Genomic DNA, 20,763 nt, shown 5'->3' with positions numbered 1-20,763 from the left:
GAGAGACCGACATGCTCGATTCCAAACTGTTACGTAGCAACCTCCAGGACGTAGCGGACCGCCTGGCTTCCCGTGGCTTTGCCCTGGACGTCGCGCGCATCGAAGCGCTGGAAGAACAGCGCAAGACCGTCCAGACCCGCACCGAAGCCCTGCAGGCTGAACGTAACGCGCGCTCCAAGTCCATCGGCCAGGCCAAACAGCGTGGCGAAGACATCGCACCGCTGATGGCCGATGTCGAGCGCATGGCGGGCGAATTGAGCGCGGGCAAGGTCGAGCTGGACGCGATCCAGACCGAGTTGGATTCGATCCTGCTGGGCATCCCGAACCTGCCTCACGAATCGGTACCGGTGGGTGAAGACGAAGACGGCAACGTCGAAGTGCGCCGCTGGGGCACGCCGACAACCTTCGATTTCCCGGTGCAGGACCACGTGGCCCTGGGCGAGAAGTTCGGCTGGCTCGACTTCGAAACCGCCGCCAAGCTGTCGGGCGCCCGTTTTGCCCTGTTGCGCGGGCCGATCGCGCGCCTGCATCGGGCCCTGGCGCAGTTCATGATCAACCTGCATGTCACCGAACACGGCTACGAAGAAGCCTACACCCCGTACCTGGTCCAGGCCCCGGCCTTGCAAGGCACCGGTCAGTTGCCGAAGTTCGAGGAAGACCTGTTCAAGATCAGCCGCGATGGCGAGGCCGACCTGTACCTGATCCCGACCGCCGAAGTGTCGCTGACCAACATCGTGGCCGGCGAGATCGTCGACGCCAAGCAACTGCCGATCAAATTCGTCGCCCACACGCCGTGCTTCCGCAGTGAAGCCGGGGCGTCGGGCCGTGATACCCGCGGCATGATCCGCCAGCACCAGTTCGACAAGGTCGAGATGGTCCAGATTGTCGAACCGTCGAAATCCATGGAAGCGCTGGAAAGCCTGACCGCCAACGCCGAGAAGGTCCTGCAGTTGCTGGAACTGCCGTATCGCACCCTGGCGCTGTGCACCGGCGACATGGGCTTCAGCGCGGTCAAGACCTACGACCTGGAAGTCTGGATTCCGAGCCAGGACAAATACCGCGAGATTTCGTCGTGCTCCAACTGCGGCGACTTCCAGGCCCGCCGCATGCAGGCGCGTTTCCGCAACCCGGAAACCGGCAAGCCGGAACTGGTCCACACCCTCAATGGCTCCGGCCTGGCGGTGGGGCGTACCCTGGTGGCGGTGCTGGAGAACTACCAGCAGGCCGACGGTTCGATCCGTGTGCCCGAGGTGTTGAAACCCTACATGGGTGGTATCGAGGTCATCGGCTAAATGGACTATTTGCCACTGTTCCACAACCTGCGCGGCAGCCGCGTGCTGGTGGTCGGCGGCGGCGAGATTGCCTTGCGCAAGTCCCGCCTGCTGGCCGATGCCGGCGCGTTGCTGCGGGTGGTCGCCCCCGACATCGAACCACAGTTGCGGGATCTGGTCAGTGGCAGCGGCGGCGAGTGTGTCCAGCGCGGTTACCTTGAGTCGGATCTGGACGGTTGCGGGCTGATCATTGCCGCCACCGACGACGAACCGCTCAATGCCCAGGTCTCGGCCGACGCCCACAAGCGTTGCGTGCCGGTCAACGTGGTGGACGCGCCGGCCCTGTGCAGCGTGATCTTCCCGGCAATCGTCGACCGCTCGCCCTTGGTGATCGCGGTGTCCAGTGGTGGCGACGCGCCGGTGTTGGCGCGGCTGATCCGGGCCAAGCTGGAAACCTGGATTCCCTCGACCTATGGGCAGTTGGCCGGGCTGGCGGCGCGTTTTCGCAATCAGGTCAAGCAACTGTTTCCCGATGTCCAGCAGCGCCGGGCGTTCTGGGAAGAGGTGTTCCAAGGCCCTATCGCCGACCGCCAACTGGCCGGGCAGGGCGGCGAAGCCGAGCGCTTGCTGCGGGAAAAGATCGACGGCCAGGCGCCGAACGCGCCGGGCGAAGTCTATCTGGTGGGGGCCGGTCCGGGTGATCCGGACCTGCTGACCTTCCGCGCCTTGCGCTTGATGCAGCAGGCGGACGTGGTGCTGTACGACCGCCTGGTGGCGCCGGCGATCCTCGAACTGTGCCGACGCGACGCCGAGCGCATCTATGTCGGCAAGCGCCGGGCCGACCACGCCGTACCCCAGGACCAGATCAACCAGCAATTGGTCGACTTGGCTCGCCAGGGCAAGCGCGTGGTGCGGTTGAAGGGCGGCGATCCGTTCATCTTCGGCCGTGGTGGCGAGGAGATCGAAGAGCTGGCGGCCCATGGCATCCCGTTCCAGGTCGTCCCGGGCATCACCGCCGCCAGTGGTTGCGCGGCCTACGCCGGGATCCCGCTGACCCATCGCGACTACGCCCAATCGGTGCGTTTCATCACCGGCCATCTCAAGGACGGCACCAGCGACTTGCCGTGGGCCGACCTGGTGTCGCCAGCGCAGACGCTGGTGTTCTACATGGGTTTGGTCGGCCTGCCGATGATCTGCGACGAGCTGATCAAGCACGGTCGCGCGGCGAATACGCCGGCGGCATTGATCCAGCAGGGCACCACGTCGAACCAGCGGGTCTTTACCGGTACTTTGGCGGACTTGCCACGGCTGGTGGCCGAGCATGAGGTGCATGCGCCGACGCTGGTGATCGTTGGGGAAGTGGTGCAGTTACGCGAGAAACTGGCCTGGTTTGAAGGGGCTCAGGGGCAGGTCTAGAGACCGCGTCGCCCTGATCGCGAGCAAGCTCGCTCCCACAGGGACCTTTGGCGTACTGAAGATCCAGTGTGGGAGCGAGCTTGCTCGCGATGCGGGCGGCCCACTCAACATGACCTCTGCTGACCCACCGCTATCGTGAGCAAGCTCGGCTCCCACAGGGGATTTTTGGCGCACTGCAGATCCAATGTGGGAGCTGAGCTTGCTCGCGATGAGGCCCTCAGCTACAACGGATTTTCCGGATCAATCCTCAGTCTGCCGCCAGATCCCTTTCCCACTCAATTTTTCCCGATCATGGGCGACCGTAAAGTCCTGCTTCGGCCCCTTGGGCACGATCCCGTTAGGGTTGATGGTCTTGTGGCTGCCGTAGTAATGGCCCTGGATATGGGTGAAGTCCACGGTTTCGGCAATGCCCGGCCACTGGTACAGCTCCCGCAGCCAGTTCGACAGGTTCGGATAATCGGCGATGCGCCGCAGGTTGCATTTGAAGTGACCGAAATACACCGCGTCGAAACGGATGATCGTGGTGAACAGGCGGATATCCGCCTCGGTCAGGTATTCGCCAGCCAAGTAGCGTTTGGTCGCAAGCAAGGTCTCCAGCCGGTCCAGTTCGGCGAATAAACCGTCGAACGCTTCTTCGTAGGCCGCTTGGGTGGTGGCGAACCCGGCGCGATACACACCGTTGTTGACCGCCGGGTAGATCCGCTCGTTCAAGGCATCGATATCGCGGCGCAGGTGCTCGGGATACAGGTCCAGGTCGTTGCCGGTCAAACCATCGAAGGCACTGTTGAACATGCGGATGATTTCCGCCGATTCGTTGTTGACGATGCGCTGCTCGCGTTTGTCCCACAGCACTGGCACGGTGACGCGGCCGGTGTAGTCCGGCGTGTCGGCGGTGTAGCGCTGATGCAGGAATTGCAGAGGGTCGAGTTTGTCGCCTGTGGAGCCGTGGGCCTTGTCGAAGGTCCAGCCGTTTTCCAGCATCAGGTAGCTGACCACCGAGATATCGATCAGGTCTTCCAGGCCTTTGAGCTTGCGGAAAATCAGCGTGCGGTGGGCCCAGGGGCAGGCCAGGGAGACATACAAATGGTAGCGTCCGGCCTCGGCGGCAAAGCCGCTCTCGCCCGAGGGGCCGGCGCTGCCATCGGCGGTCACCCAATGACGGCGCTGCGCCTGTTCGCGCTGGAAGGTGCCGTCCTTGCTTTCATACCACTGGTCCTGCCAGCGGCCCTCGACCAACAAACCCATCTGGATATCCTCGCTCAATGATCATTGGAGACGAGTCTATTCCCATAGGTTCGAACTAAAAGCGCAAAGGTTGGGCGTTAATGATCGGTTAAATCGAACGATCCCGCGCGTCCCAATACTGCCGGGCTTTATCGAACGCTTCTTCGCGAGCCAGGCCCAGGCCGCGCAAGGCCAGTGCCATGGTGGCTATCAGCGCCAGTTGCGGGTAGCTGTCCTCGACGTCACCACGCCATATCGCCTTCAAATGCTCGGGGTCGAGGCTCTCCGGCTTGACATGGCGCTGCTCGGCCAGGCGCGGCCATTCTTCGTCCCAACTGGCGCCGCCGGTGGTGCCATACAGGTGGCTGTCGGCGTCCGGGTTGATCTCGACTTCGCCGCCGTCGCCCTTGATCACGATGGCGGTGTCACCGAGCAAGCCGCTGGCATCGCGGTGCACGGCCTGGTAGCCCGGATGGAAGATACTTTGCAAGCCGCAACGGGCGGCCAGTGGGTTGAGAATCCGGGCCAGGGAATGGATCGGCGAGCGCAGGCCCAGGGTGTTGCGCAGGTCGATCATCCGCTGCATTTGCGGCGCCCAGTCCACCAGCGGCATGAAGGCCAGGCCGCCGTTGTCCAGCGCGCTGCCGACCTGTTGCCAATCCCGGCACAGCGGGATCTGCAGCAAGCCCAGCAATTGTTCGGTGTAGAGGCGACCGGCCGTGTGAGCGCCGCCGCCGTGCATGAAAATCCGCACGCCGTTCTGCCCCAGGCACTTGGCCGCCAGCAGGTACCACGGCAAATGGCGCTTCTTGCCGGCGTAGGTCGGCCAGTCGAGGTCCACCGTCAACGCCGGGACCACCAGGCGTTCACGCAGGGCTTCGGTGAAGCCGGCCATTTCCTCGGCGCTTTCCTCCTTGTGCCGCAGCAGCATCAGGAAGGCGCCCAGTTGGGTGTCCTCGACCTTTTCATCGAGCACCATGCCCATGGCCTCGCGGGCTTCTTCGCGGGTCAGGTTGCGGGCGCCGCGCTTGCCTTTGCCAAGGATGCGCACGAACTGGGCGAACGGGTGTTCGGCCGGGGTCTCAAGGGTCAGTGCAGGAAAATCGGTCATAAGCAATTCGTCGGTTTGGGCAGGCCCGCCAGCTTGGCGGCGAGTTTGGCGGGAGTGCCTTTGAACAATCGGTTCAGGTGCAGGCTGTTGCCTTTGTCCGCCCCCAGTTTCAGCGCCGTGTACTTGATCAGCGGCCGGGTCGCGGGGGAGAGCTGGAATTCGTCGTAGAAACCCCGTAGCAGTTCAAGGATTTCCCAGTGTTCGGGGCTCAACTCGATGTCTTCGGCGCTGGCCAGGGCCGTGGCGACTTCGGCCGACCAGTCGTCCAGGTCGGCCAGGTAGCCATCCTTGTCCAGCGCGATGGCGCGGTCGCCCACGTTCAGCGTGTTCATAACCAGGTGTTGACCTTGTCGTGCTCGATCGATAGCTCGACGAAGCCTGAGTAGTTGATGGCTTCGGCCCAGTCTGGTGTGTCCAGGGCGCGGGCCTGGAGGTCTTCGGCGAGCACGAACAGCTTCACGCCGGCGGCCTGCAGCCGTTCGAACGGTGGGCTGCCCGGTTGCAACGCGTACGTCGCGTCGCCGCACAGCAGCAGCGCATCCTGATTGCCCAGCACGCGCAGGCAACTGGCGAGGCGGTTATCGCCGAAGGGCGAATGAGACAACACATGCAAAGTCGACATCAGAGGGTGATCACCTGGTCGTAACGGTCGATGAGCGCGGCGATGTCCGGCGCACTCAGTACTTTCACCTCGCCCAGCGCCAGGGCAGTGCTGGCGACGCCGCGTTCGGCGGCGCTGTCGGCGCAGAGGAACAGGTCTTCGACGCCGAACATCGGCAATGCCTGCAGGTTGGCGCTCAGGTCTTTCTGCTGGACCGCCTTGGCGTTTTGGCCGGCGGTGAGCTGGAACACGCCGTCATCGAGAAACAGCAGGCCGATGGGCAGGTCGAACGCACCGCCGGCCAGGACGATGTCCAGGGCTTCACGGGCGCCGGGGCCGGACCAGGGGGCCTGGCGGCTGATCAGCAATAAAGACTTGGCCATCACGCGCCTCCAAAACAGATCAAGCGGTCGGCGTCCTGGATCGCATCGTGCAACTGGCCGAGCCCGGACAAGGCCCAGGGCGCTTCGACACTGGCCGCCGCACGCTGGTAACGCTGGGCTTCTTCCTCGTTCAACACGCCACGACGCAACGCCGCGGCGATGCAGACCACGCCGTCGAGCCGGTTGTCGCTGACGAATGCGCGCCACTGCTGGGGCAGGTCCTGTTCGTCCTGGGGCGTGACGACACTGGCGCAGGCGTTATAGACGCCGTCCTGATAGAAAAACAGCCGCACGATCTCATGTCCACCCGCCAGCGCCGCCTGGGCAAACAGCAAGGCACGGCGCGAGGAGGGCGCATGGGCGGCGGAAAACAGCGCGATGGCGAACTTCATGACAGACCCGATCAGCAAAACTGCGGCCATGATAAAGCTTTATGGGCGGTGGGGCGATTGTCAGGAAAGGGGGCTAGACCTGTTTGTATCAGGGGGATTCAAAGATTGCTCCTGCTCGATTGCATGGTAGGAGCTGCCGAGCGAAGCGAGGCTGCGATCTTTTCGAATTCAATTGAGTCTCAAGCGAAAGATCAAAAGATCGCAGCCTCGCTTCGCTCGGCAGCTCCTACGGGCCCAGCGGGAGCAAGCTCCTCGCCACAGGGGTCAGGGCTTGGCCTTCAGGCCATGCAACTGGCAATACTCCGCCCACGCCATCCCCGCCATCTCCGCCACTTCCTTATGCACCTCCAGGCGCTGGGCCTGGTACGCCTCGGGCGAGGTGGCGGTCAGTTGCAAAGTCAGTTCCCAGGCAAACAGGCCCAGGCGCTCGGCCTCGGCTTCGAACGCTTCGTGCAAGCGCTCGTCGCGGTACTGCGCGGCGGTCTCGCCCTTGGCCTGGGCCAGCAGCGGGTTGAGGTGGTCCAGTTCGTGGCGCAGTTCGGGGTGCTCGTCGAGGAACTTCGCCAGGGCCCGTTCGTGTTGCTGTTCGGTTGCCGCCATGGTCACTCCTTGGGAGACGAAGACTGCTTCTTGCTGGCCTTGGCCGCAGCCGCCAGGCATTCGAGGGCGAATTGTTCGATGTAGGTCATCTGGATCGGCGTGGTTTCGCCCTTGACGGTGCGTTCGCCGTCGAGGATGTAGCGAATCCGCTTGTCGGTGACGCCGATTCGCTTGGCGATCCACGAAGGTGTCTGGCCGATCTGGCTGATCAGTTTGTCGGCATATTCCGGGGTGGGCTTGTAGAACTCGGCGTTGGGGGTCATGGGTGTTCCGCGTGGCTGGTGGCGATGGCGCGACAGATTGCGTGAATCGGTGCTCGCTGTCGCGGGTAAATTTCAGTAAAGCAGCACGATGGCTCGGGCCGCAGTGCTACAGTCCGTTTTTTTTCGATGAGTGAACGCAATGCGAATGTTGACGGTGGCCCTGGCCGCCACTTTGCTGGTCGGCTGCGCGGGTTCGGCGATGAACGAGGCTCGGACCCAGGCCCCTTACAAGACCTTGACCTCGGACAAGCCGGAACAGGTCGTGGCCCAGTGCGTGCAGTTTTCCTGGCAGGACGAAGCGGTATTCGGTGTCGATGCCGGCGCCTACCTGCAACCGGGTAAGAAAGGCGGCTCTACGGTCTACACCCGCTCCGCCGAATCGTTTGTCGATCTGCACGCCGGTGCGACGGGCACCGAGTTGAGTTATTACGCCAAGCATGACGACTTTGTGGCCAAGCGCCGGTTGGCGGCGTTGGCGACTTGCTTGTAAGCAGCTGGCACTAACGCCCCGGATCATAAGTGGGAGCGAGCTTGCTCGCGATAGCGGCGGGTCAGACGACAGAAATGTTGACTGTTAAATGGCTATCGCGAGCAAGCTCGCTCCCACAGGGGCTGCGTTTCAAGCCGTGTCCAGGCGCTTCTGGAAGAAGAAGCGCTGGTGGCCCGGCGGGTAGTCGTCGATCTGGCCGCACTCGGTGAAACCGTGTCTGCGGTAGAACGCCGGGGCCTGGAAGTCGAAGGTGTCCAGCCAGATGCCCACGCAGTTTTTCTCCCGGGCCAGTGCTTCGGCCATCTGCATCAGGGTCGAGCCGGTGCCCTGGCCCCGGGCCTGTTCCGGCACCACCAGCAGCTCGATATACAGCCAGCGAAAGAACACTCGGCCGTAGAGCCCACCGACAATTTCGCCCTGTTCGTCCCGCACCAGCCAGGCCACCAGTTCAGGTGCACTGCCACCGGTCTTGGCGGTGTTGAAGGCGCGTAGCGGGGCGAGGATGGCTTGGCGCTCTTCGTCGGTGGGCGTGTCCGTGCGTTCGATTCGTAGCGTCATCGGCGATGTCCCTATTCAGTCAAGATCAAGCGCAGGAGCCTATCCCAAAGGCTGGCGTGACGTCATCCGGTCGGCGGGGAAACAGGCGCATTACGCAAACCAAGCCATACTGCCTAATGCTTTTGAAGCGATCCCTATCCCAAAAAACAAGAAGAGACCGACTCATGAAGTTCGAATCCTTGGCCCGGACCCTCATCGCCACGTCATTGACCCTCGGTTGTTTATCGGCGTACGCCGCTTCCCAGGCGCCGGTGGCGGCCGAGAACGGCATGGTGGTCACCGCCCAGCACCTGGCGACCCATGTTGGCGTCGACGTGCTCAAGAACGGTGGCAATGCCGTGGATGCGGCGGTGGCGGTGGGCTATGCCCTGGCGGTGGTGTATCCGGCGGCGGGCAACCTGGGCGGGGGTGGTTTCATGACCCTGCAATTGGCCGACGGTCGCAAGACGTTCCTGGATTTCCGCGAAAAGGCCCCCCTGGCCGCCACCGCCAACATGTACCTGGACAAGGACGGCAACGTCGTGCCCGAACTCAGCACCCGCGGCCACCTGGCCGTGGGCGTGCCCGGCACCGTGTCCGGCATGGAGCTGGCGTTGAGCAAGTACGGCAGCAAACCGCGGGCGGAATTGATCGCCCCGGCCATCAAGTTCGCCGAGGAAGGCTTCGCCCTGGAACAGGGTGATGTCGATCTGCTGGAAACCGCCACCGATGTGTTCAAGAAGGACATGCGCGACTCCGGTGCGATCTTCCTGCACAACGGCGAGCCCATGCAGGTCGGCCAGAAGCTGGTGCAAAAGGATCTCGCCAAGACCCTGCGGGAAATCTCCGCCAAGGGCGCCGACGGTTTCTACAAGGGCTGGGTCGCCGATGCCCTGGTCACCTCCAGCCAGGCCAACAAAGGCATCATCACCCAGGCCGACCTGGACAAGTACAAGACCCGCGAGCTCGCCCCGGTGGAGTGCGACTACCGTGGCTACCACATCATCTCGGCGCCGCCGCCCAGTTCCGGCGGGGTGGTGCTGTGCCAGATCATGAACATCCTCGACGGCTATCCGATGAAGGAGTTGGGGTTCCATTCGGCCCAGGGCATGCACTATCAGATCGAAGCCATGCGCCACGCCTACGTGGACCGCAACAGCTACCTGGGTGATCCGGACTTCGTGAAGAACCCCATCGACCATCTGCTGGACAAGACCTACGCCGCCAGGCTGCGGGCCGCGATCGAGCCGCAAAAAGCCGGCGACTCGCAGAAAATCAAGCCTGGCGTGGCGCCCCATGAGGGCAGCAACACCACCCATTACTCCATCGTCGACAAATGGGGCAATGCCGTTTCGGTCACCTACACCTTGAACGACTGGTTCGGCGCGGGCGTCATGGCGAGCAAGACCGGGGTGATTCTCAACGATGAGATGGACGACTTCACCGCCAAGGTCGGCGTGCCCAACATGTATGGCCTGGTTCAGGGCGAGGCCAACGCCATCGCGCCGGGCAAGGCACCGCTGTCATCCATGAGCCCGACCATCGTCACCAAGGATGGCAAGACGGTCATGGTGGTGGGCACCCCGGGCGGCAGCCGGATCATCACCGCGACGTTGCTGACCATCCTCAACGTGATCGACTACGGCATGAACCTCCAGGAGGCGGTCGATGCGCCGCGTTTCCACCAGCAATGGATGCCGGAGGAAACCAACCTGGAGACGTTCGCGGCCAGCCCCGATACCCAGAAACTGCTGGAGAGCTGGGGGCACAAGTTTGCCGGCCCGCAGGACCCCAACCACATTGCCGCGATCCTGGTCGGCGCGCCGTCATTGGGCGGCAAGCCGGTGGGCAAGAACCGCTTCTATGGCGCCAACGACCCCCGTCGCAACACCGGGTTGTCGCTGGGTTATTGATGGGTTGCGCGGCTGCGACACTGTTTGAAGAGGGAAGGTCATGAACAGCGCATTGCTGATTGTCGATGTCCAGAACGCGCTGTGCAGCGGTGAAGAGGAATGCTTCGACAGCCAGCGCATCATCCGGACCATCAGCGACCTCGGTGCCAGGGCCAGGGCTGCCGGCCGGACGGTGATCCTGATCCAGCATGAAGAGCTGGAAGGGGCGCTGACCCATGGCGCCGCCGGCTGGCAACTGGCCGTCGGCCTGTCGACCGCGGCGGATGACCTGCGGGTGCGCAAGACCACCGCCGATGCTTTCTACCAGACCGACCTGCAACCGTTGTTGCAGGCCCGAGGCATCGACCGCCTGGTGATCTGCGGGCTGCAAACCGACTATTGCATCAATGCCACCGTGCGCCAGGCCCATGCCCTGGGGTACGACGTGGTCCTGGTGGCCGATGCCCACTCCACCGTGGACAACGGCAGCATGGCGGCCGAGCAGATCATCGCCAACCACAACAACCGGCTGGGGCGACTGAGCAGTGCGGTGTCGCGGATTGATGTAATGCCGGCTGCTGAAATCCGCCTGTAGCCTGTTCAATTCGCCGTTTCAGCCACAGGCACCTTGGCCTGCTCAACCTTGCGATAGGTCAGCAGCACGATGCCGGTCACCACAATCGCGCCGCCCATCACCTGGCCCGGGTTGAGCATCTGGTCCAGCACCAGCCAGCCGATCAGCAGTGTCGCCAGCGGTTCGATGTTCATCACCGGAGCGTTGCGCGGCATGTCCAGGCGGGGCACGGAAATGAACAGCACGATGAACCCGGTGCCATAGAGCACCACCAGGGTCGCCAGGGCGAGCCAGCCGGTACTGCTGGCCGGCAGATCGAAACCGCCGGGCAGGGCACCGGTCAGGCCGGCGAGGTTGACGCTGCTGAACACGATGAAAATCGTCAACAGGCTGCGTACCGAACCGCGTACCTGGGACAACTTGTGGTCGGTGATCCACAGCGCGCAGGCGAACACGCAGGCGGCGCAGAAGGCCAGGCCCACCCCGAGCAACCATTGCGGGCCGACGTCCTGTGCGGAGGATAAGCGTGCCGGCACTTCCAGCACGAACACCAGCCCCACCAGGATCATGCCCATCAACGCGGCTGTGCGCGCCGTCGGGCGTGGCCCGCCCAGCGCCCAGGTCAGCAACGCCAGCAGGATCGGAAACACGTTGCCCACCAACAGCGCCAACGCCACTGGCACGCGCGCCACGGCGGAGTAAAGGCACAGGCTCTGGGCGCCGATCAACAACCCCAGGGCCAACTGCCAACGCCACGCACCGGGCGGCAGGCGCAGACGCTGGCGTTGCCAGAGCACCATCGCCGCCAATACCAGCAGCGTCCCACCCGAGCGCAGCAGGATCGCCAGCAGCACACCGGCTCCGTCGTCGAAGGCGGCCCGGGCAGCGACGTGGTTGCCGGCGAAGGCACAGCCCATGCACAGCAGGACGAGCACCGCGAGATGGCGGGGTAACGGCGCCGGGGTATCAGGTGTGGCAGTGGAACGGGTCATGGCAGGTGTCTCGAAGGCGGCCGACAAGGCCAAAGGCCTCAGAGCGGTTATTTTTAGTTATAGGTTGTCGTACAACTAGAGACTTTTTACCCCATGGGGTGGTAACAGACAAGGCCCACTCAAGAGACCGTCGGAAAACCTGTGGCGAGGGAGCTTGCTCCCGCTGGGCTGCGTAGCAGCCCTTTTTTATGAGCGCTTCGCACTCAAGCGGGAGCACGCTCCCTCGCCACAGCGTATGCCTCGCACATTGTCCGGCGCTTTGCTGTACAACAATCTTGCCGCTGTGTCGTTTACAGCCTTGCCCTTCTTGCGGAACAACTCATGCGCCTGGCTGATTTCATTCTCGACAATATCGAGCCGATTCTTCAGGCGTGGGAAGACTTCGCCAAAACCATCACCCCCGCGTCCATTGGCATGGATTCCGTTGCCCTGCGCGACCATGCCGAACAGATGTTGCGCACCATCGCCGCCGACCTGCGTACCTCGCAAACGCGCAAGGAGGCGATTGCCAAATCCCATGGGGAGGCGCCAGCGACCGATGTCGAAACCGCCGCCGAAACCCATGCGGTCATCCGCCAGTCTTCGGGTTTTACCGTGGAGCAAATGGTCTCCGAATACCGGGCCCTGCGCACCAGCGTGCTTATGCTCTGGATGCCGCACACGCAGTTGGACCACAAGCAGGTCATGGACGATCTGATTCGATTCAACGAGGCCGTGGACCAGGCCTTGGCCGAGTCTGTCGTTAGCTACTCCGGGGCGGTGGATGCGTCGCGCAACATCTTTCTCGGGATTCTCGGGCACGACCTGCGCAGCCCCTTGGGTGCGATCCTGCTGAGTTCCGAAGTGCTGCTGCGGGCGGTGGACCTGCCCGCCAAAGCCACCAAGATCACTTCGCGCATCTACACCAGCGTCAAGCGGGCCAACAAAATCGTCGGCGATCTGCTGGATTTCACCCGTACCCAACTCGGCTCCGGCATTCCGGTGCGACGCTTAAACGGCGATCTGGTGGCGGCCTGCGAAGGCATGGTGGAGGAGGCGCGGGCCTATCACCCGGAAAGCGAAATCATCTTTGAAGCGACCGGTGCCCTGGAGGGGCTGTTCGATCAGGCCCGAATGGAGCAGGTCTTCGCCAACCTGATTGGCAACGCCGTGCAGCATGGCACCGAAGGCACGCCAATTACCGTTTCGATGAGCGCTGAAGAGGATGTGGCAGTGATCGCGATCAACAACCAGGGCAAGACCATCGAGAAAGATGCCATGGCCAGCATTTTCAACCCGATGATCCGGCATCTGCGCAGCGGGGAGATGCAGTACGGTTCCACGGCCGGGCTCGGGCTGGGCCTGCACATCGCCTCTGCGATCGTATCGGCCCATGAGGGCACCATCGAGGTTCACTCGAAGGCGCGAGTCGGCACGACCTTTACCGTGCGTATACCGCTGCACCCGGACTGATCGACTGTATGAATGAGCCTTTTCATATACTTGTACGATGTCTTATCACGGAGTAAAACTGTCGTCCCGTCCAATAATAATTAACGGAGACGCACGATGGATGTTTTGCAATCTGCAACCGCCGCCGATCAGGGCCGCCGGGTGTTCCTGAAAAAATCCCTGGTGGTCTCGGCCGCCGCCGCCACCCTTGGCAACCTGCCCGGGCTCGCCCAGGCCGAGCCCTTGAGCCAGCGTTACCCAGACCCGCTGATCAACATTCTTGACCCCAGCTTCATGGACTTGCGCATCTTCAACGCCAGTGTGGAGAAGCTCGCCACCGGTTTGCGTTGGGCAGAAGGGCCGGTGTGGGTCGGTGATGGTCGTTACCTGCTGGTCAGCGACATTCCCAACAACCGCATCGTGCGCTGGGATGAAGTTACCGGTGGCCTGTCGGTCTACCGCGAGAATTCCAACTTCTCCAACGGCATGTGCCGCGATCGCCAGGGCCGGCTGCTGGTGTGCGAAGGTTCCACCACCGCCAGCGAAGGCCGCCGCATCACCCGCACCGAGCACAACGGCACTATCACCGTGCTGGCGGACAGTTTCGAAGGCAAGCCGCTGAACTCGCCCAACGACATTGTGTGCAAGCGCGATGGCTCGGTCTGGTTCACCGACCCACCGTTCCAGACCGGCAACAACTACGAGGGGCACAAAGTCACGCCCGTCCAGCCCCACGCGGTGTACCGCATCGACGGCGAAACCGGCAAGGTCAGCCGGGTGATCGACGACCTGGCGGGGCCGAACGGGTTGTGTTTTTCCCCGGACGAAAAAATCCTCTATGTGGTCGAAGGCCGGGCCAAGCCCAACCGCTTGATCTGGGCCATTACCGTCAAGGACGACGGCACCCTGGGCTTGCGGCGCAAGCACATCGAAGGCCTGGATTACGCGGCGATCGATGGGATCAAGTGCGATGAAAGCGGCAACCTCTGGTGCGGCTGGGGCGGCAATGGCGACCCCAAGGCCGACCTGGAAAAACTCGACGGCGTAAGGGTGTTCAACCCCGAAGGCAAGGCCATCGGGCACATCTCCCTGCCGGAGCGTTGCCCCAACGTCTGCTTCGGCGGCCGGGAAGGCAATCGGTTGTTCATGGCCGGCAGCCACTCGTTGTATTCGCTGTTCGTGAATACGCGGGGGGCGACGTTTGCCTGATGCAACAACTGATCTTCAGCCTGTTGACCATTGTGGCGAGGGGATTTATCCCCGCTGGGCTGCGAAGCAGCCCTGAGCTCAGTCAACCTCATGAGCCTGATGCACGAGATGCCAGGCTTTAGGGCCGCTTCGCGGCCAGCGGGGATAAATCCCCTCGCCACAGGTTCCTTGTCATGCCAAAGGGGCTGTACTGCCCCGCACCGTCAACTCAAACGGCAACACCACATGCCGTTCGGCAATCGGCTTTTTCTCGATCAGGGCAATCAGCATCTCCACCGCTTTTTGCCCAAACATCTCGGCAGGCTGCGAAATGGTGGTCAGGGGCGGGTCGCAGTAGGCGGCGAACGGGATGTCGTCAAAGCCCACCAGGGAAATGTCCTCGGGCACTCGCAAGCCCATTCGCTTGATGCGCCTGAGCGCGCCGATGGCCATTTCGTCGTTTTCACAGAACAGCGCACTGGGGCGATCGGCCAACGCCAGCATCGCGCCGGCACCGTCGTCACCGGCCTTCAAGGTGAAGTCGCCATGGCAGATCAGGCTGGGGTCGACGGCGATGCCGGCCTGGTGCAGGGCATCCTGGTAGCCGGCCACGCGGTCCAGGGTCAGGGGGCTGCTGCGTGGTCCCTTGATGATGCCGATGCGGCGATGGCCGAGGCCGATCAGGTGCTCGGTCATGGCCTGGGCGGCGGCGCGGTTGTCGAGACTGATGGTCGGGTAGGGGGCACCTTTGACCACTTCGCAGGCGTTGACCAGCGGCAGGCTGTCGGCGCCAGTGGGCATCGATTCGAACGGATCGCTGGCACGCAACTGGATCACTCCGTCGGCCTGGTGGGCGTAGACCAGGGCGGCGAATTCCCGCTCGATCTGCGCCCGACCCTGGGTGTCGCACAACAGCAATCGATAACCCGCCGCCTGCGCCGCCTGTTGCGCGCCACTGATGACCCGGGCGAAAAACGTGTTGGCGATGGCCGGCACCAGGATCACCAGGTTGCCGGTCCGGCGGGAGCGAAACTGCACCGCCATCAGGTTGGGCCGATAGCCGGCCTGTTCCACTGCCGCGTTGACCTTGTCCCGTGTTTCGGGGAGTACCCGCTCGGGCGATTTCAGGGTTCTGGACACCGTGGCCACCGAAACACCCGCCAGCCGGGCCACCTCACGAATGTTGGACAAAATCACCTCGGGAACAGGGGGTACGGTGGGGAGCTTACCGCAGGTTGAGCGCCTCACAAATATTCCAGGGTGACCCTGTGGGTTTGACACGCGGGGAAACTGAGCCTAGATTTCCGCTATGATGTAACCGGTTACATTATCATCCTGACAGGAAGAGAATCGCGATGAATCCTGTAGCACCGAAAATAAGAATGGGCTTCGTCGGCGGTGGAGAGGGGGCTTTCATCGGCCAGGCTCACCGCCAGGCCGCGGGCCTGGACGGCGGTTTCGAACTGGTGTGCGGCGCGTTCAGTCGCGACCCGCACAACACTCGGCAGACGGGTACGGCCCTGGGCCTGGTCGCATCCCGTTGTTATCACGACTGGCAGCAAATGCTCGACACCGAAGCGCTGCTGCCGCTTGATCAGCGCATGGAGTTGCTGGTCATCGTCACCCCCAATCATCTTCATGCACCCATCGCCAGCCAGGCCTTGAAAGCCGGTTTCCATGTGTTCAGCGAGAAGCCCGCCGCGCTGGACCTCAAGCAATTGCTGGACCTGCGCGAGGTGCTGCACGGCAGCCGTTGCCTCTATGGCCTGGCCCACACCTACCTGGGCTATCCCATGGTGTGGCAGGCCCGGGACATGGTGCGCTCGGGCGTGATCGGCCAGGTGCGCAAAGTGCTGGTCGAGTACCCCCAAGGCTGGCTCAGCCAGGATGTCGCCGCCCAGGGCAATAAACAGGCCGAGTGGCGCGACGATCCCGACCAGTCCGGCCTGGGCGGTTGCATCGGCGACATTGGTACCCATGCGTTTTCCCTGGCCGAGTTCGTCGCGGACCAACCGATCCAGCAACTATGTGCTGCGTTGGGCACGCACATTCCGGGGCGGCAACTGGATGACGATGCGGCGATGCTGTTCAAGATGGCGGGTGGCGCCAGCGGCGTGTTGATCGCCAGCCAGGTCTGCACCGGCGAAGAGAACCCGCTGAAGATTCGCGTCTATGGCGACAAGGGCGCCTTGGAGTGGCGCCAGGAAGAGCCGGCGAGCCTGATCCATCGCGCCTTCGACCAGCCGTTGCGCACCCTGCGTAGTGGCCTCGGCCAGCCGTGGCTGTGCGAGGCGGCCACGCGGCGCATGCGTCTGCCGGCCGGGCATCCCGAAGGCTACCTGGAAGCCATGGCCAACCTCTACGGCGATTTCGCCCACGCCATTCGCAGCCATGTCGAAGGCCCCGACGCCCCGGGCGTACCCGGCATCGAGATCGGCTTGCGTGGCATGGCATTCATTGAGGCCGCCATTCTCAATCACCGTGGCGAGGCGAAATGGACCGCCGTGCAAACCGGAGCATCCCTGTTGTGAATACCCTCGACAAGACACCGAGCGGCCTGCGCGGCCCGGGCATTTTCCTGGCGCAGTTCATGTCCGCCGAAGTCCCGTTCGACACCCTGGCCAACATCGCCCAGTGGGCCGCTTCACAAGGCTACAAGGCCATTCAGCTGCCGACATCGGGCACCCAATACATAGACCTGCCCCGGGCCGCCGAGAGCCAGGCCTATTGCGATGAGCTCAAGGCCACCTGTGCCCAGGCCGGTGTCGAGATCAGCGAATTATCGACGCATCTGCAAGGCCAGTTGGTGGCGGTGCACCCGGCGTTCGACGCGCTGTTCGATGATTTCGCCCCAGCCCATTTGCGCGGCCAGCCCCAGGCACGGACCGAGTGGGCGATCGAGCAACTCAAGCTGGCCGCCCGCGCCAGCCAGAGGTTGGGTCTCAAGGCCCATGCGACGTTTTCCGGCGCGCTGCTGTGGCCGTATTTCTACCCCTGGCCGCAGCGGCCGGTGGGCCTGGTGGAGCAGGGGTTCGCCGAACTGGCCCGGCGCTGGTTGCCGATTCTCGATGCCTTCGACGCGGCGGGGGTGGACCTGTGCTACGAAATCCACCCCGGCGAAGACCTCCACGACGGTGCCTCGTTCGAACGTTTCCTGGAGGCGGTCGATCATCACCCGCGGGCGGCGATTCTCTACGACCCCAGTCATCTGCTGCTGCAACAGATGGACTACCTGGGCTTCATCGACCGTTACCACGCACGGATCCGCATGTTCCACGTCAAGGACGCCGAATTCCGCCCCGATGCCCGATCCGGGGTGTACGGCGGCTACCAGGGCTGGGTCGATCGTCCCGGGCGGTTCCGTTCGCTGGGCGATGGCCAGATCGATTTCAAATCGATCTTCAGCAAGCTGACCCAATACGATTTCAGCGGTTGGGCGGTCCTGGAATGGGAATGTTGCCTGAAGGATTCGCAACAGGGCGCCGCAGAAGGGGCGGCGTTCATCCAGCGGCACATGATCAGCAAGACCGGCAAGGCGTTCGACGATTTCGCCAGCGTCACGGCGGATGAGGACTCCAACCGGCGGTTGTTGGGCTTGCCCCCAATGCCAATGACATAACCCTGTGGCGAGGGGATTTATCCCCGTTGGGCTGCGAAGCAGTCCTAAACCCTGGCATCCCGGTTCGCCCAGGTTGATTGAGTCGACTGTTTTTTGGGGCTGCTTCGCAGCCCAGCGGGGATAAATCCCCTCGCCACAGGAGCTCTGCAAAACGCCATTTCCACAAGAACAACAATAAAACGGTGACGCTCATGACCACGATGAATGCACGCCTCAGCGTGATGATGTTCCTGCAGTTCTTTATCTGGGGTGGCTGGTTCGTCACCCTCGGCACCTTCCTGTCCAGCACGCTGGGCGCCAGCGGTGGGCAGATCGGCATGGCGTTCTCCACGCAATCGTGGGGGGCGATCATTGCGCCGTTCGTCATCGGCCTGATCGCCGACCGCTTTTTCAACGCCGAACGGATCCTGGCGGTGTTGCACCTGCTCGGCGCGGTATTGCTGTATCAGCTGTATTCGGCGGCGGATTTCAGCGTGTTCTACCCGTACGTGCTGGTGTACATGGTGGTCTACATGCCGACGCTGGCCCTGGTCAATTCCGTGGCGTTCCGGCAGATGCGCGATCCGGCGCTGGAGTTCTCCCGCATCCGGGTGTGGGGCACCCTTGGCTGGATCGTCGCCGGCGTAGTGATCAGCTTCGTGTTCGCCTGGGATTCGCGCGAAGCGATCTCGGCAGGCGCCTTGCGCAATACGTTCCTGATGGCGGCCATCGCGTCCTTGGTCTTGGGGCTCTACAGCTTCTCGCTGCCGGCCACGGCGCCGCTCAGGGAACAGGCCAGCGCGGGCGGCGTCAAGCAACTGCTGGGGCTGGACGCGTTGGGCCTGTTGAAAGATCGCAGCTACTTGGTGTTCTTCATCGCCTCGATCCTGATCTGCATTCCCCTGGCGTTCTATTACCAGAATGCCAACCCGTTCCTGGCCGAAACCGGGATGACCAACCCAACGGCGAAGATGGCCATCGGGCAGGTCTCGGAAGTGTTGTTCATGCTGCTGTTGCCGCTGTTCATCCAGCGCTTCGGCATCAAGCTGGCACTGTTGGTGGGCATGTTGGCCTGGGCGCTGCGCTACGTGTTGTTCGCCTACGGCAATAACGGCGACCTGGCGTTCATGCTGTTCACCGGCATTGCCTTGCACGGCGTTTGCTACGACTTCTTTTTTGTCTCGGGGCAGATCTACACCGACGCCAAGGCACCGGAGCGCTTTCGCAGCTCGGCCCAGGGCCTGATTACCCTGGCGACCTATGGCGTGGGGATGCTGATCGGCTTCTGGGTGGCGGGGCAGGTGACCGATCAATTTGTCGTGGCGGGCGGTCATGACTGGCAGAGCATCTGGCTGTTCCCAGCCGGTTTCGCGCTGTTGGTGTTGGTCTGCTTCCTGTTTACCTTCCGTGGCCAGCAGGCGCTCGTTGCGTCGTCAAAGGCCTGAAGCAGGGTTGGGCGTCAGTCATTTGTGGCTGACGTCCAGTTTGGTGTAGGTCACTTTCCCACCTTCGCTGGCATAACCGACGTTGTCCAGGGTGTAGACGCCGGCCTTGAAATAGAAGTCATAGCCGTACCAGGACGGGTCCAACTTCACCTGTTTGCCTGTGCTGCCGATCAGCACCGAGAGCAGGCCTTGCTTGTCCATTTGCAGCGAATAGGAGAAGGCCTTGTTCAACGGTACGTTTGGCACGGTGTAGATCACCGGGCTTTTCTGGTCCTTGGGCTTGACCCGGTATTCCACGTCGATATTGCCGGTGCCCTTGGCGTAGCGGTACACCAGTTTCAACAACGGCGTCGGTGCATCCTTGGCGTGGATCTGCGCCACCACCACCCGACCTTCGGAAGGTACCTGGTTCACCGCCAGGGTGCCCTTGAGGGCATTGGTGCCGCTGTTGTAGCGCCAGTTGCGCAGTTTGCCGTCCTTGCTGGTTTCCCGCAGCTCGGATCGCGGGTATTCGCTTTTACCGGTATGGGAACCGGTGACCGGCGCCCAGAAGACGATCCGCTGGCCGTCATTGTCGAAATACTTGTTTTTCAGCGCCGGCATGGCTTTGGTCGCCACGACCTGCGCCGGCGTTTGCACCGGCAGGGTAATGTTCCAGACAGTCAGGTCAATCACGATAAAACCCTCCAACGGGACCGGCCGCTACCTGGCGGCCGTCAAGACAGAAACTGCCTTCCGTGGCGCAGTTTTCATGTTATCGACAAGGGTCTGTTTCGCTGGAGGCGCACCTGACGGATGGCTCTGCGGCGAGCCTTTCAGGCACTGAATTGGGCGGATTAGGGTGTGTCAATTCATGACTGATCGGTTAGAGTACGCGCCGCCCGAGAGACGGATCCCGGGCGTCTTCCCATGGAGCGTTAAATGAACCACATCAGCAAAGTTGTCGCCTGCGCACTGTTCGGCCTGGCCCTGGCGGGTTGCACCGGCACCCCGATGAAAACCCAGCAATACGACAGCACCCAGTACACCGTTGTCGGCCACAGTGAAGCCAAGGCCACCGGCCTGCTGCTGTTCGGCCTGATCCCGATCCAGCAGAACAACCGTTTCGTGCGCGCCCAGACCGCGGCGATCAAGGCCAAGGGCGGCGACGCCATGATCAACACCCAAGTCCAGGAAAACTGGTTCTGGGCCTGGGTCCTGACCGGCTACACCACCTCGGTGTCCGGTGATGTGGTCAAGCTGAAAAGCGTTCAGTAACACCCAGCTCTAAAGTGGGCGAGCTTACCTTTGAAGCAGCAGGTAAGCGCTGTAGGAGCTGCCGAAGGCTGCGATCTTTTGATCTTTCACTGGGGATC

23 protein-coding genes are annotated in these 20,763 nt (G+C 62.8%); 11 read left to right on the top strand and 12 right to left on the bottom strand.

Features of this window, described 5'->3' with window-relative positions:
• Positions 1-11: 11 nt before the first annotated feature.
• Together serS and cysG are read left to right on the top strand one after the other, a co-directional pair.
• Complete coding sequence (gene serS / locus BLU85_RS01620) at positions 12-1,292, top strand: serine--tRNA ligase (protein WP_025213005.1); 1,281 nt, start codon at positions 12-14, stop codon at positions 1,290-1,292.
• Positions 1,293-2,687 carry a siroheme synthase CysG gene (cysG, locus tag BLU85_RS01615; protein WP_092196937.1) on the top strand — a complete coding sequence of 465 codons (1,395 nt, stop codon included), beginning with the start codon at positions 1,293-1,295 and terminating at the stop codon, positions 2,685-2,687.
• A gap of 240 nt (positions 2,688-2,927) precedes the next feature.
• On the opposite strand, the gene BLU85_RS01610 is transcribed toward cysG, so the two are convergent.
• The 8 genes from BLU85_RS01610 to BLU85_RS01575 form a co-directional block, all read right to left on the bottom strand.
• On the bottom strand, positions 2,928-3,932 hold the full coding sequence (locus BLU85_RS01610; RefSeq protein WP_092196934.1) for a glutathione S-transferase family protein: 1,005 nt from the start codon (positions 3,930-3,932) through the stop codon (positions 2,928-2,930).
• An 88-nt stretch (positions 3,933-4,020) separates the two neighbouring features.
• Complete coding sequence (locus BLU85_RS01605) at positions 4,021-5,022, bottom strand: glycosyl transferase family protein (protein ID WP_092196932.1); 1,002 nt, start codon at positions 5,020-5,022, stop codon at positions 4,021-4,023.
• Positions 5,019-5,354, bottom strand: coding sequence for a TusE/DsrC/DsvC family sulfur relay protein (locus BLU85_RS01600; RefSeq protein ID WP_060741569.1), 336 nt, complete (start codon positions 5,352-5,354; stop codon positions 5,019-5,021). The genes BLU85_RS01605 and BLU85_RS01600 overlap by 4 nt, the downstream gene beginning before the upstream one ends.
• Positions 5,351-5,644, bottom strand: a complete 294-nt coding sequence (tusB, locus tag BLU85_RS01595) for a sulfurtransferase complex subunit TusB (RefSeq protein ID WP_092196930.1) — start codon at positions 5,642-5,644, stop codon at positions 5,351-5,353. The genes BLU85_RS01600 and tusB overlap by 4 nt, the downstream gene beginning before the upstream one ends.
• On the bottom strand, positions 5,644-6,006 hold the full coding sequence (gene tusC / locus BLU85_RS01590; RefSeq protein WP_092196928.1) for a sulfurtransferase complex subunit TusC: 363 nt from the start codon (positions 6,004-6,006) through the stop codon (positions 5,644-5,646). Before tusC ends, tusB begins: the two co-directional genes overlap by 1 nt.
• Positions 6,006-6,398, bottom strand: coding sequence for a sulfurtransferase complex subunit TusD (tusD, locus tag BLU85_RS01585; protein ID WP_060743167.1), 393 nt, complete (start codon positions 6,396-6,398; stop codon positions 6,006-6,008). Before tusD ends, tusC begins: the two co-directional genes overlap by 1 nt.
• A gap of 264 nt (positions 6,399-6,662) precedes the next feature.
• On the bottom strand, positions 6,663-6,998 hold the full coding sequence (locus tag BLU85_RS01580; protein ID WP_092196925.1) for a DUF6388 family protein: 336 nt from the start codon (positions 6,996-6,998) through the stop codon (positions 6,663-6,665).
• 2 nt (positions 6,999-7,000) lie between these two features.
• The gene (locus BLU85_RS01575) at positions 7,001-7,261 is read right to left on the bottom strand and encodes a hypothetical protein (protein WP_092196922.1); all 261 of its coding nucleotides are present in this window, start codon (positions 7,259-7,261) and stop codon (positions 7,001-7,003) included.
• Between the two features lie 139 nt (positions 7,262-7,400).
• Here BLU85_RS01575 and BLU85_RS01570 point away from each other — a divergent pair, with 139 nt between their 5' ends.
• Positions 7,401-7,751, top strand: coding sequence for a hypothetical protein (locus BLU85_RS01570; RefSeq protein WP_060741574.1), 351 nt, complete (start codon positions 7,401-7,403; stop codon positions 7,749-7,751).
• 129 nt (positions 7,752-7,880) lie between these two features.
• Here the strand turns inward: BLU85_RS01570 and BLU85_RS01565 are convergent, their stop codons facing one another.
• Positions 7,881-8,309: a GNAT family N-acetyltransferase gene (locus BLU85_RS01565; protein ID WP_092196919.1), complete on the bottom strand. Its 429-nt coding sequence runs from the start codon at positions 8,307-8,309 to the stop codon at positions 7,881-7,883.
• Between the two features lie 164 nt (positions 8,310-8,473).
• Here BLU85_RS01565 and ggt point away from each other — a divergent pair, with 164 nt between their 5' ends.
• Positions 8,474-10,201: a gamma-glutamyltransferase gene (gene ggt, locus BLU85_RS01560; RefSeq protein ID WP_092196916.1), complete on the top strand. Its 1,728-nt coding sequence runs from the start codon at positions 8,474-8,476 to the stop codon at positions 10,199-10,201.
• A gap of 40 nt (positions 10,202-10,241) precedes the next feature.
• Positions 10,242-10,775: a cysteine hydrolase family protein gene (locus tag BLU85_RS01555; protein WP_092196914.1), complete on the top strand. Its 534-nt coding sequence runs from the start codon at positions 10,242-10,244 to the stop codon at positions 10,773-10,775.
• Between the two features lie 5 nt (positions 10,776-10,780).
• Here the strand turns inward: BLU85_RS01555 and BLU85_RS01550 are convergent, their stop codons facing one another.
• Entirely contained in the window at positions 10,781-11,746 is a 966-nt protein-coding gene (locus tag BLU85_RS01550) for an EamA family transporter (RefSeq protein ID WP_092196910.1), read from the bottom strand.
• Between the two features lie 321 nt (positions 11,747-12,067).
• On the opposite strand from BLU85_RS01550, the gene BLU85_RS01545 reads away from it, so the two are divergent.
• Together BLU85_RS01545 and BLU85_RS01540 are read left to right on the top strand one after the other, a co-directional pair.
• Positions 12,068-13,198: a sensor histidine kinase gene (locus BLU85_RS01545; protein WP_092196907.1), complete on the top strand. Its 1,131-nt coding sequence runs from the start codon at positions 12,068-12,070 to the stop codon at positions 13,196-13,198.
• Between the two features lie 96 nt (positions 13,199-13,294).
• Positions 13,295-14,386 (top strand): SMP-30/gluconolactonase/LRE family protein, encoded by a 1,092-nt coding sequence (locus tag BLU85_RS01540; protein WP_092196904.1) that lies wholly within the window; start codon positions 13,295-13,297, stop codon positions 14,384-14,386.
• 171 nt (positions 14,387-14,557) lie between these two features.
• Here the strand turns inward: BLU85_RS01540 and BLU85_RS01535 are convergent, their stop codons facing one another.
• Complete coding sequence (locus BLU85_RS01535; RefSeq protein ID WP_092196901.1) at positions 14,558-15,556, bottom strand: LacI family DNA-binding transcriptional regulator; 999 nt, start codon at positions 15,554-15,556, stop codon at positions 14,558-14,560.
• A gap of 164 nt (positions 15,557-15,720) precedes the next feature.
• Between BLU85_RS01535 and BLU85_RS01530 the strand changes: the two genes are divergently transcribed.
• From BLU85_RS01530 to BLU85_RS01520, 3 genes are all read left to right on the top strand, one after another.
• Positions 15,721-16,896: a Gfo/Idh/MocA family protein gene (locus BLU85_RS01530; protein ID WP_092196898.1), complete on the top strand. Its 1,176-nt coding sequence runs from the start codon at positions 15,721-15,723 to the stop codon at positions 16,894-16,896.
• Positions 16,860-17,984 (top strand): sugar phosphate isomerase/epimerase family protein, encoded by a 1,125-nt coding sequence (locus BLU85_RS01525; RefSeq protein ID WP_092196895.1) that lies wholly within the window; start codon positions 16,860-16,862, stop codon positions 17,982-17,984. Before BLU85_RS01530 ends, BLU85_RS01525 begins: the two co-directional genes overlap by 37 nt.
• Before the next feature lie 191 nt (positions 17,985-18,175).
• Positions 18,176-19,408, top strand: a complete 1,233-nt coding sequence (locus BLU85_RS01520) for a nucleoside permease (RefSeq protein WP_092196892.1) — start codon at positions 18,176-18,178, stop codon at positions 19,406-19,408.
• A gap of 18 nt (positions 19,409-19,426) precedes the next feature.
• On the opposite strand, the gene BLU85_RS01515 is transcribed toward BLU85_RS01520, so the two are convergent.
• Entirely contained in the window at positions 19,427-20,083 is a 657-nt protein-coding gene (locus BLU85_RS01515; RefSeq protein WP_092196889.1) for a polysaccharide lyase family 7 protein, read from the bottom strand.
• 246 nt (positions 20,084-20,329) lie between these two features.
• Here BLU85_RS01515 and BLU85_RS01510 point away from each other — a divergent pair, with 246 nt between their 5' ends.
• Positions 20,330-20,665, top strand: a complete 336-nt coding sequence (locus BLU85_RS01510) for a hypothetical protein (RefSeq protein ID WP_060741587.1) — start codon at positions 20,330-20,332, stop codon at positions 20,663-20,665.
• Positions 20,666-20,763: the final 98 nt, after the last annotated feature.

It is taken from the genome of Pseudomonas sp. NFACC14 (genome assembly GCF_900106885.1).
Taxonomy (GTDB): domain Bacteria; phylum Pseudomonadota; class Gammaproteobacteria; order Pseudomonadales; family Pseudomonadaceae; genus Aquipseudomonas; species Aquipseudomonas fluorescens_AA.
Note: the sequence above shows the minus strand (reverse complement) of the source record. Positions and strands in the feature narration are given on the sequence as shown.

Bases quoted from the DNA above. Each gene is read 5' to 3' on its own strand.
- tusB (WP_092196930.1), bottom strand. From the start codon at position 5,644: ATGTCGACTTTGCATGTGTTGTCTCATTCGCCCTTCGGCGATAACCGC.
- BLU85_RS01605 (WP_092196932.1), bottom strand. From the start codon at position 5,022: ATGACCGATTTTCCTGCACTGACCCTTGAGACCCCGGCCGAACACCCG.
- BLU85_RS01545 (WP_092196907.1), top strand. From the start codon at position 12,068: ATGCGCCTGGCTGATTTCATTCTCGACAATATCGAGCCGATTCTTCAG.
- BLU85_RS01530 (WP_092196898.1), top strand. From the start codon at position 15,721: ATGAATCCTGTAGCACCGAAAATAAGAATGGGCTTCGTCGGCGGTGGA.
- ggt (WP_092196916.1), top strand. From the start codon at position 8,474: ATGAAGTTCGAATCCTTGGCCCGGACCCTCATCGCCACGTCATTGACC.
- BLU85_RS01510 (WP_060741587.1), top strand. From the start codon at position 20,330: ATGAACCACATCAGCAAAGTTGTCGCCTGCGCACTGTTCGGCCTGGCC.
- BLU85_RS01575 (WP_092196922.1), bottom strand. From the start codon at position 7,261: ATGACCCCCAACGCCGAGTTCTACAAGCCCACCCCGGAATATGCCGAC.
- BLU85_RS01610 (WP_092196934.1), bottom strand. From the start codon at position 3,932: ATGGGTTTGTTGGTCGAGGGCCGCTGGCAGGACCAGTGGTATGAAAGC.
- tusC (WP_092196928.1), bottom strand. From the start codon at position 6,006: ATGGCCAAGTCTTTATTGCTGATCAGCCGCCAGGCCCCCTGGTCCGGC.
- BLU85_RS01580 (WP_092196925.1), bottom strand. From the start codon at position 6,998: ATGGCGGCAACCGAACAGCAACACGAACGGGCCCTGGCGAAGTTCCTC.
- tusD (WP_060743167.1), bottom strand. From the start codon at position 6,398: ATGAAGTTCGCCATCGCGCTGTTTTCCGCCGCCCATGCGCCCTCCTCG.
- BLU85_RS01565 (WP_092196919.1), bottom strand. From the start codon at position 8,309: ATGACGCTACGAATCGAACGCACGGACACGCCCACCGACGAAGAGCGC.
- BLU85_RS01600 (WP_060741569.1), bottom strand. From the start codon at position 5,354: ATGAACACGCTGAACGTGGGCGACCGCGCCATCGCGCTGGACAAGGAT.
- cysG (WP_092196937.1), top strand. From the start codon at position 1,293: ATGGACTATTTGCCACTGTTCCACAACCTGCGCGGCAGCCGCGTGCTG.
- BLU85_RS01525 (WP_092196895.1), top strand. From the start codon at position 16,860: ATGGACCGCCGTGCAAACCGGAGCATCCCTGTTGTGAATACCCTCGAC.
- BLU85_RS01570 (WP_060741574.1), top strand. From the start codon at position 7,401: ATGCGAATGTTGACGGTGGCCCTGGCCGCCACTTTGCTGGTCGGCTGC.
- serS (WP_025213005.1), top strand. From the start codon at position 12: ATGCTCGATTCCAAACTGTTACGTAGCAACCTCCAGGACGTAGCGGAC.
- BLU85_RS01550 (WP_092196910.1), bottom strand. From the start codon at position 11,746: ATGACCCGTTCCACTGCCACACCTGATACCCCGGCGCCGTTACCCCGC.
- BLU85_RS01555 (WP_092196914.1), top strand. From the start codon at position 10,242: ATGAACAGCGCATTGCTGATTGTCGATGTCCAGAACGCGCTGTGCAGC.
- BLU85_RS01520 (WP_092196892.1), top strand. From the start codon at position 18,176: ATGACCACGATGAATGCACGCCTCAGCGTGATGATGTTCCTGCAGTTC.
- BLU85_RS01540 (WP_092196904.1), top strand. From the start codon at position 13,295: ATGGATGTTTTGCAATCTGCAACCGCCGCCGATCAGGGCCGCCGGGTG.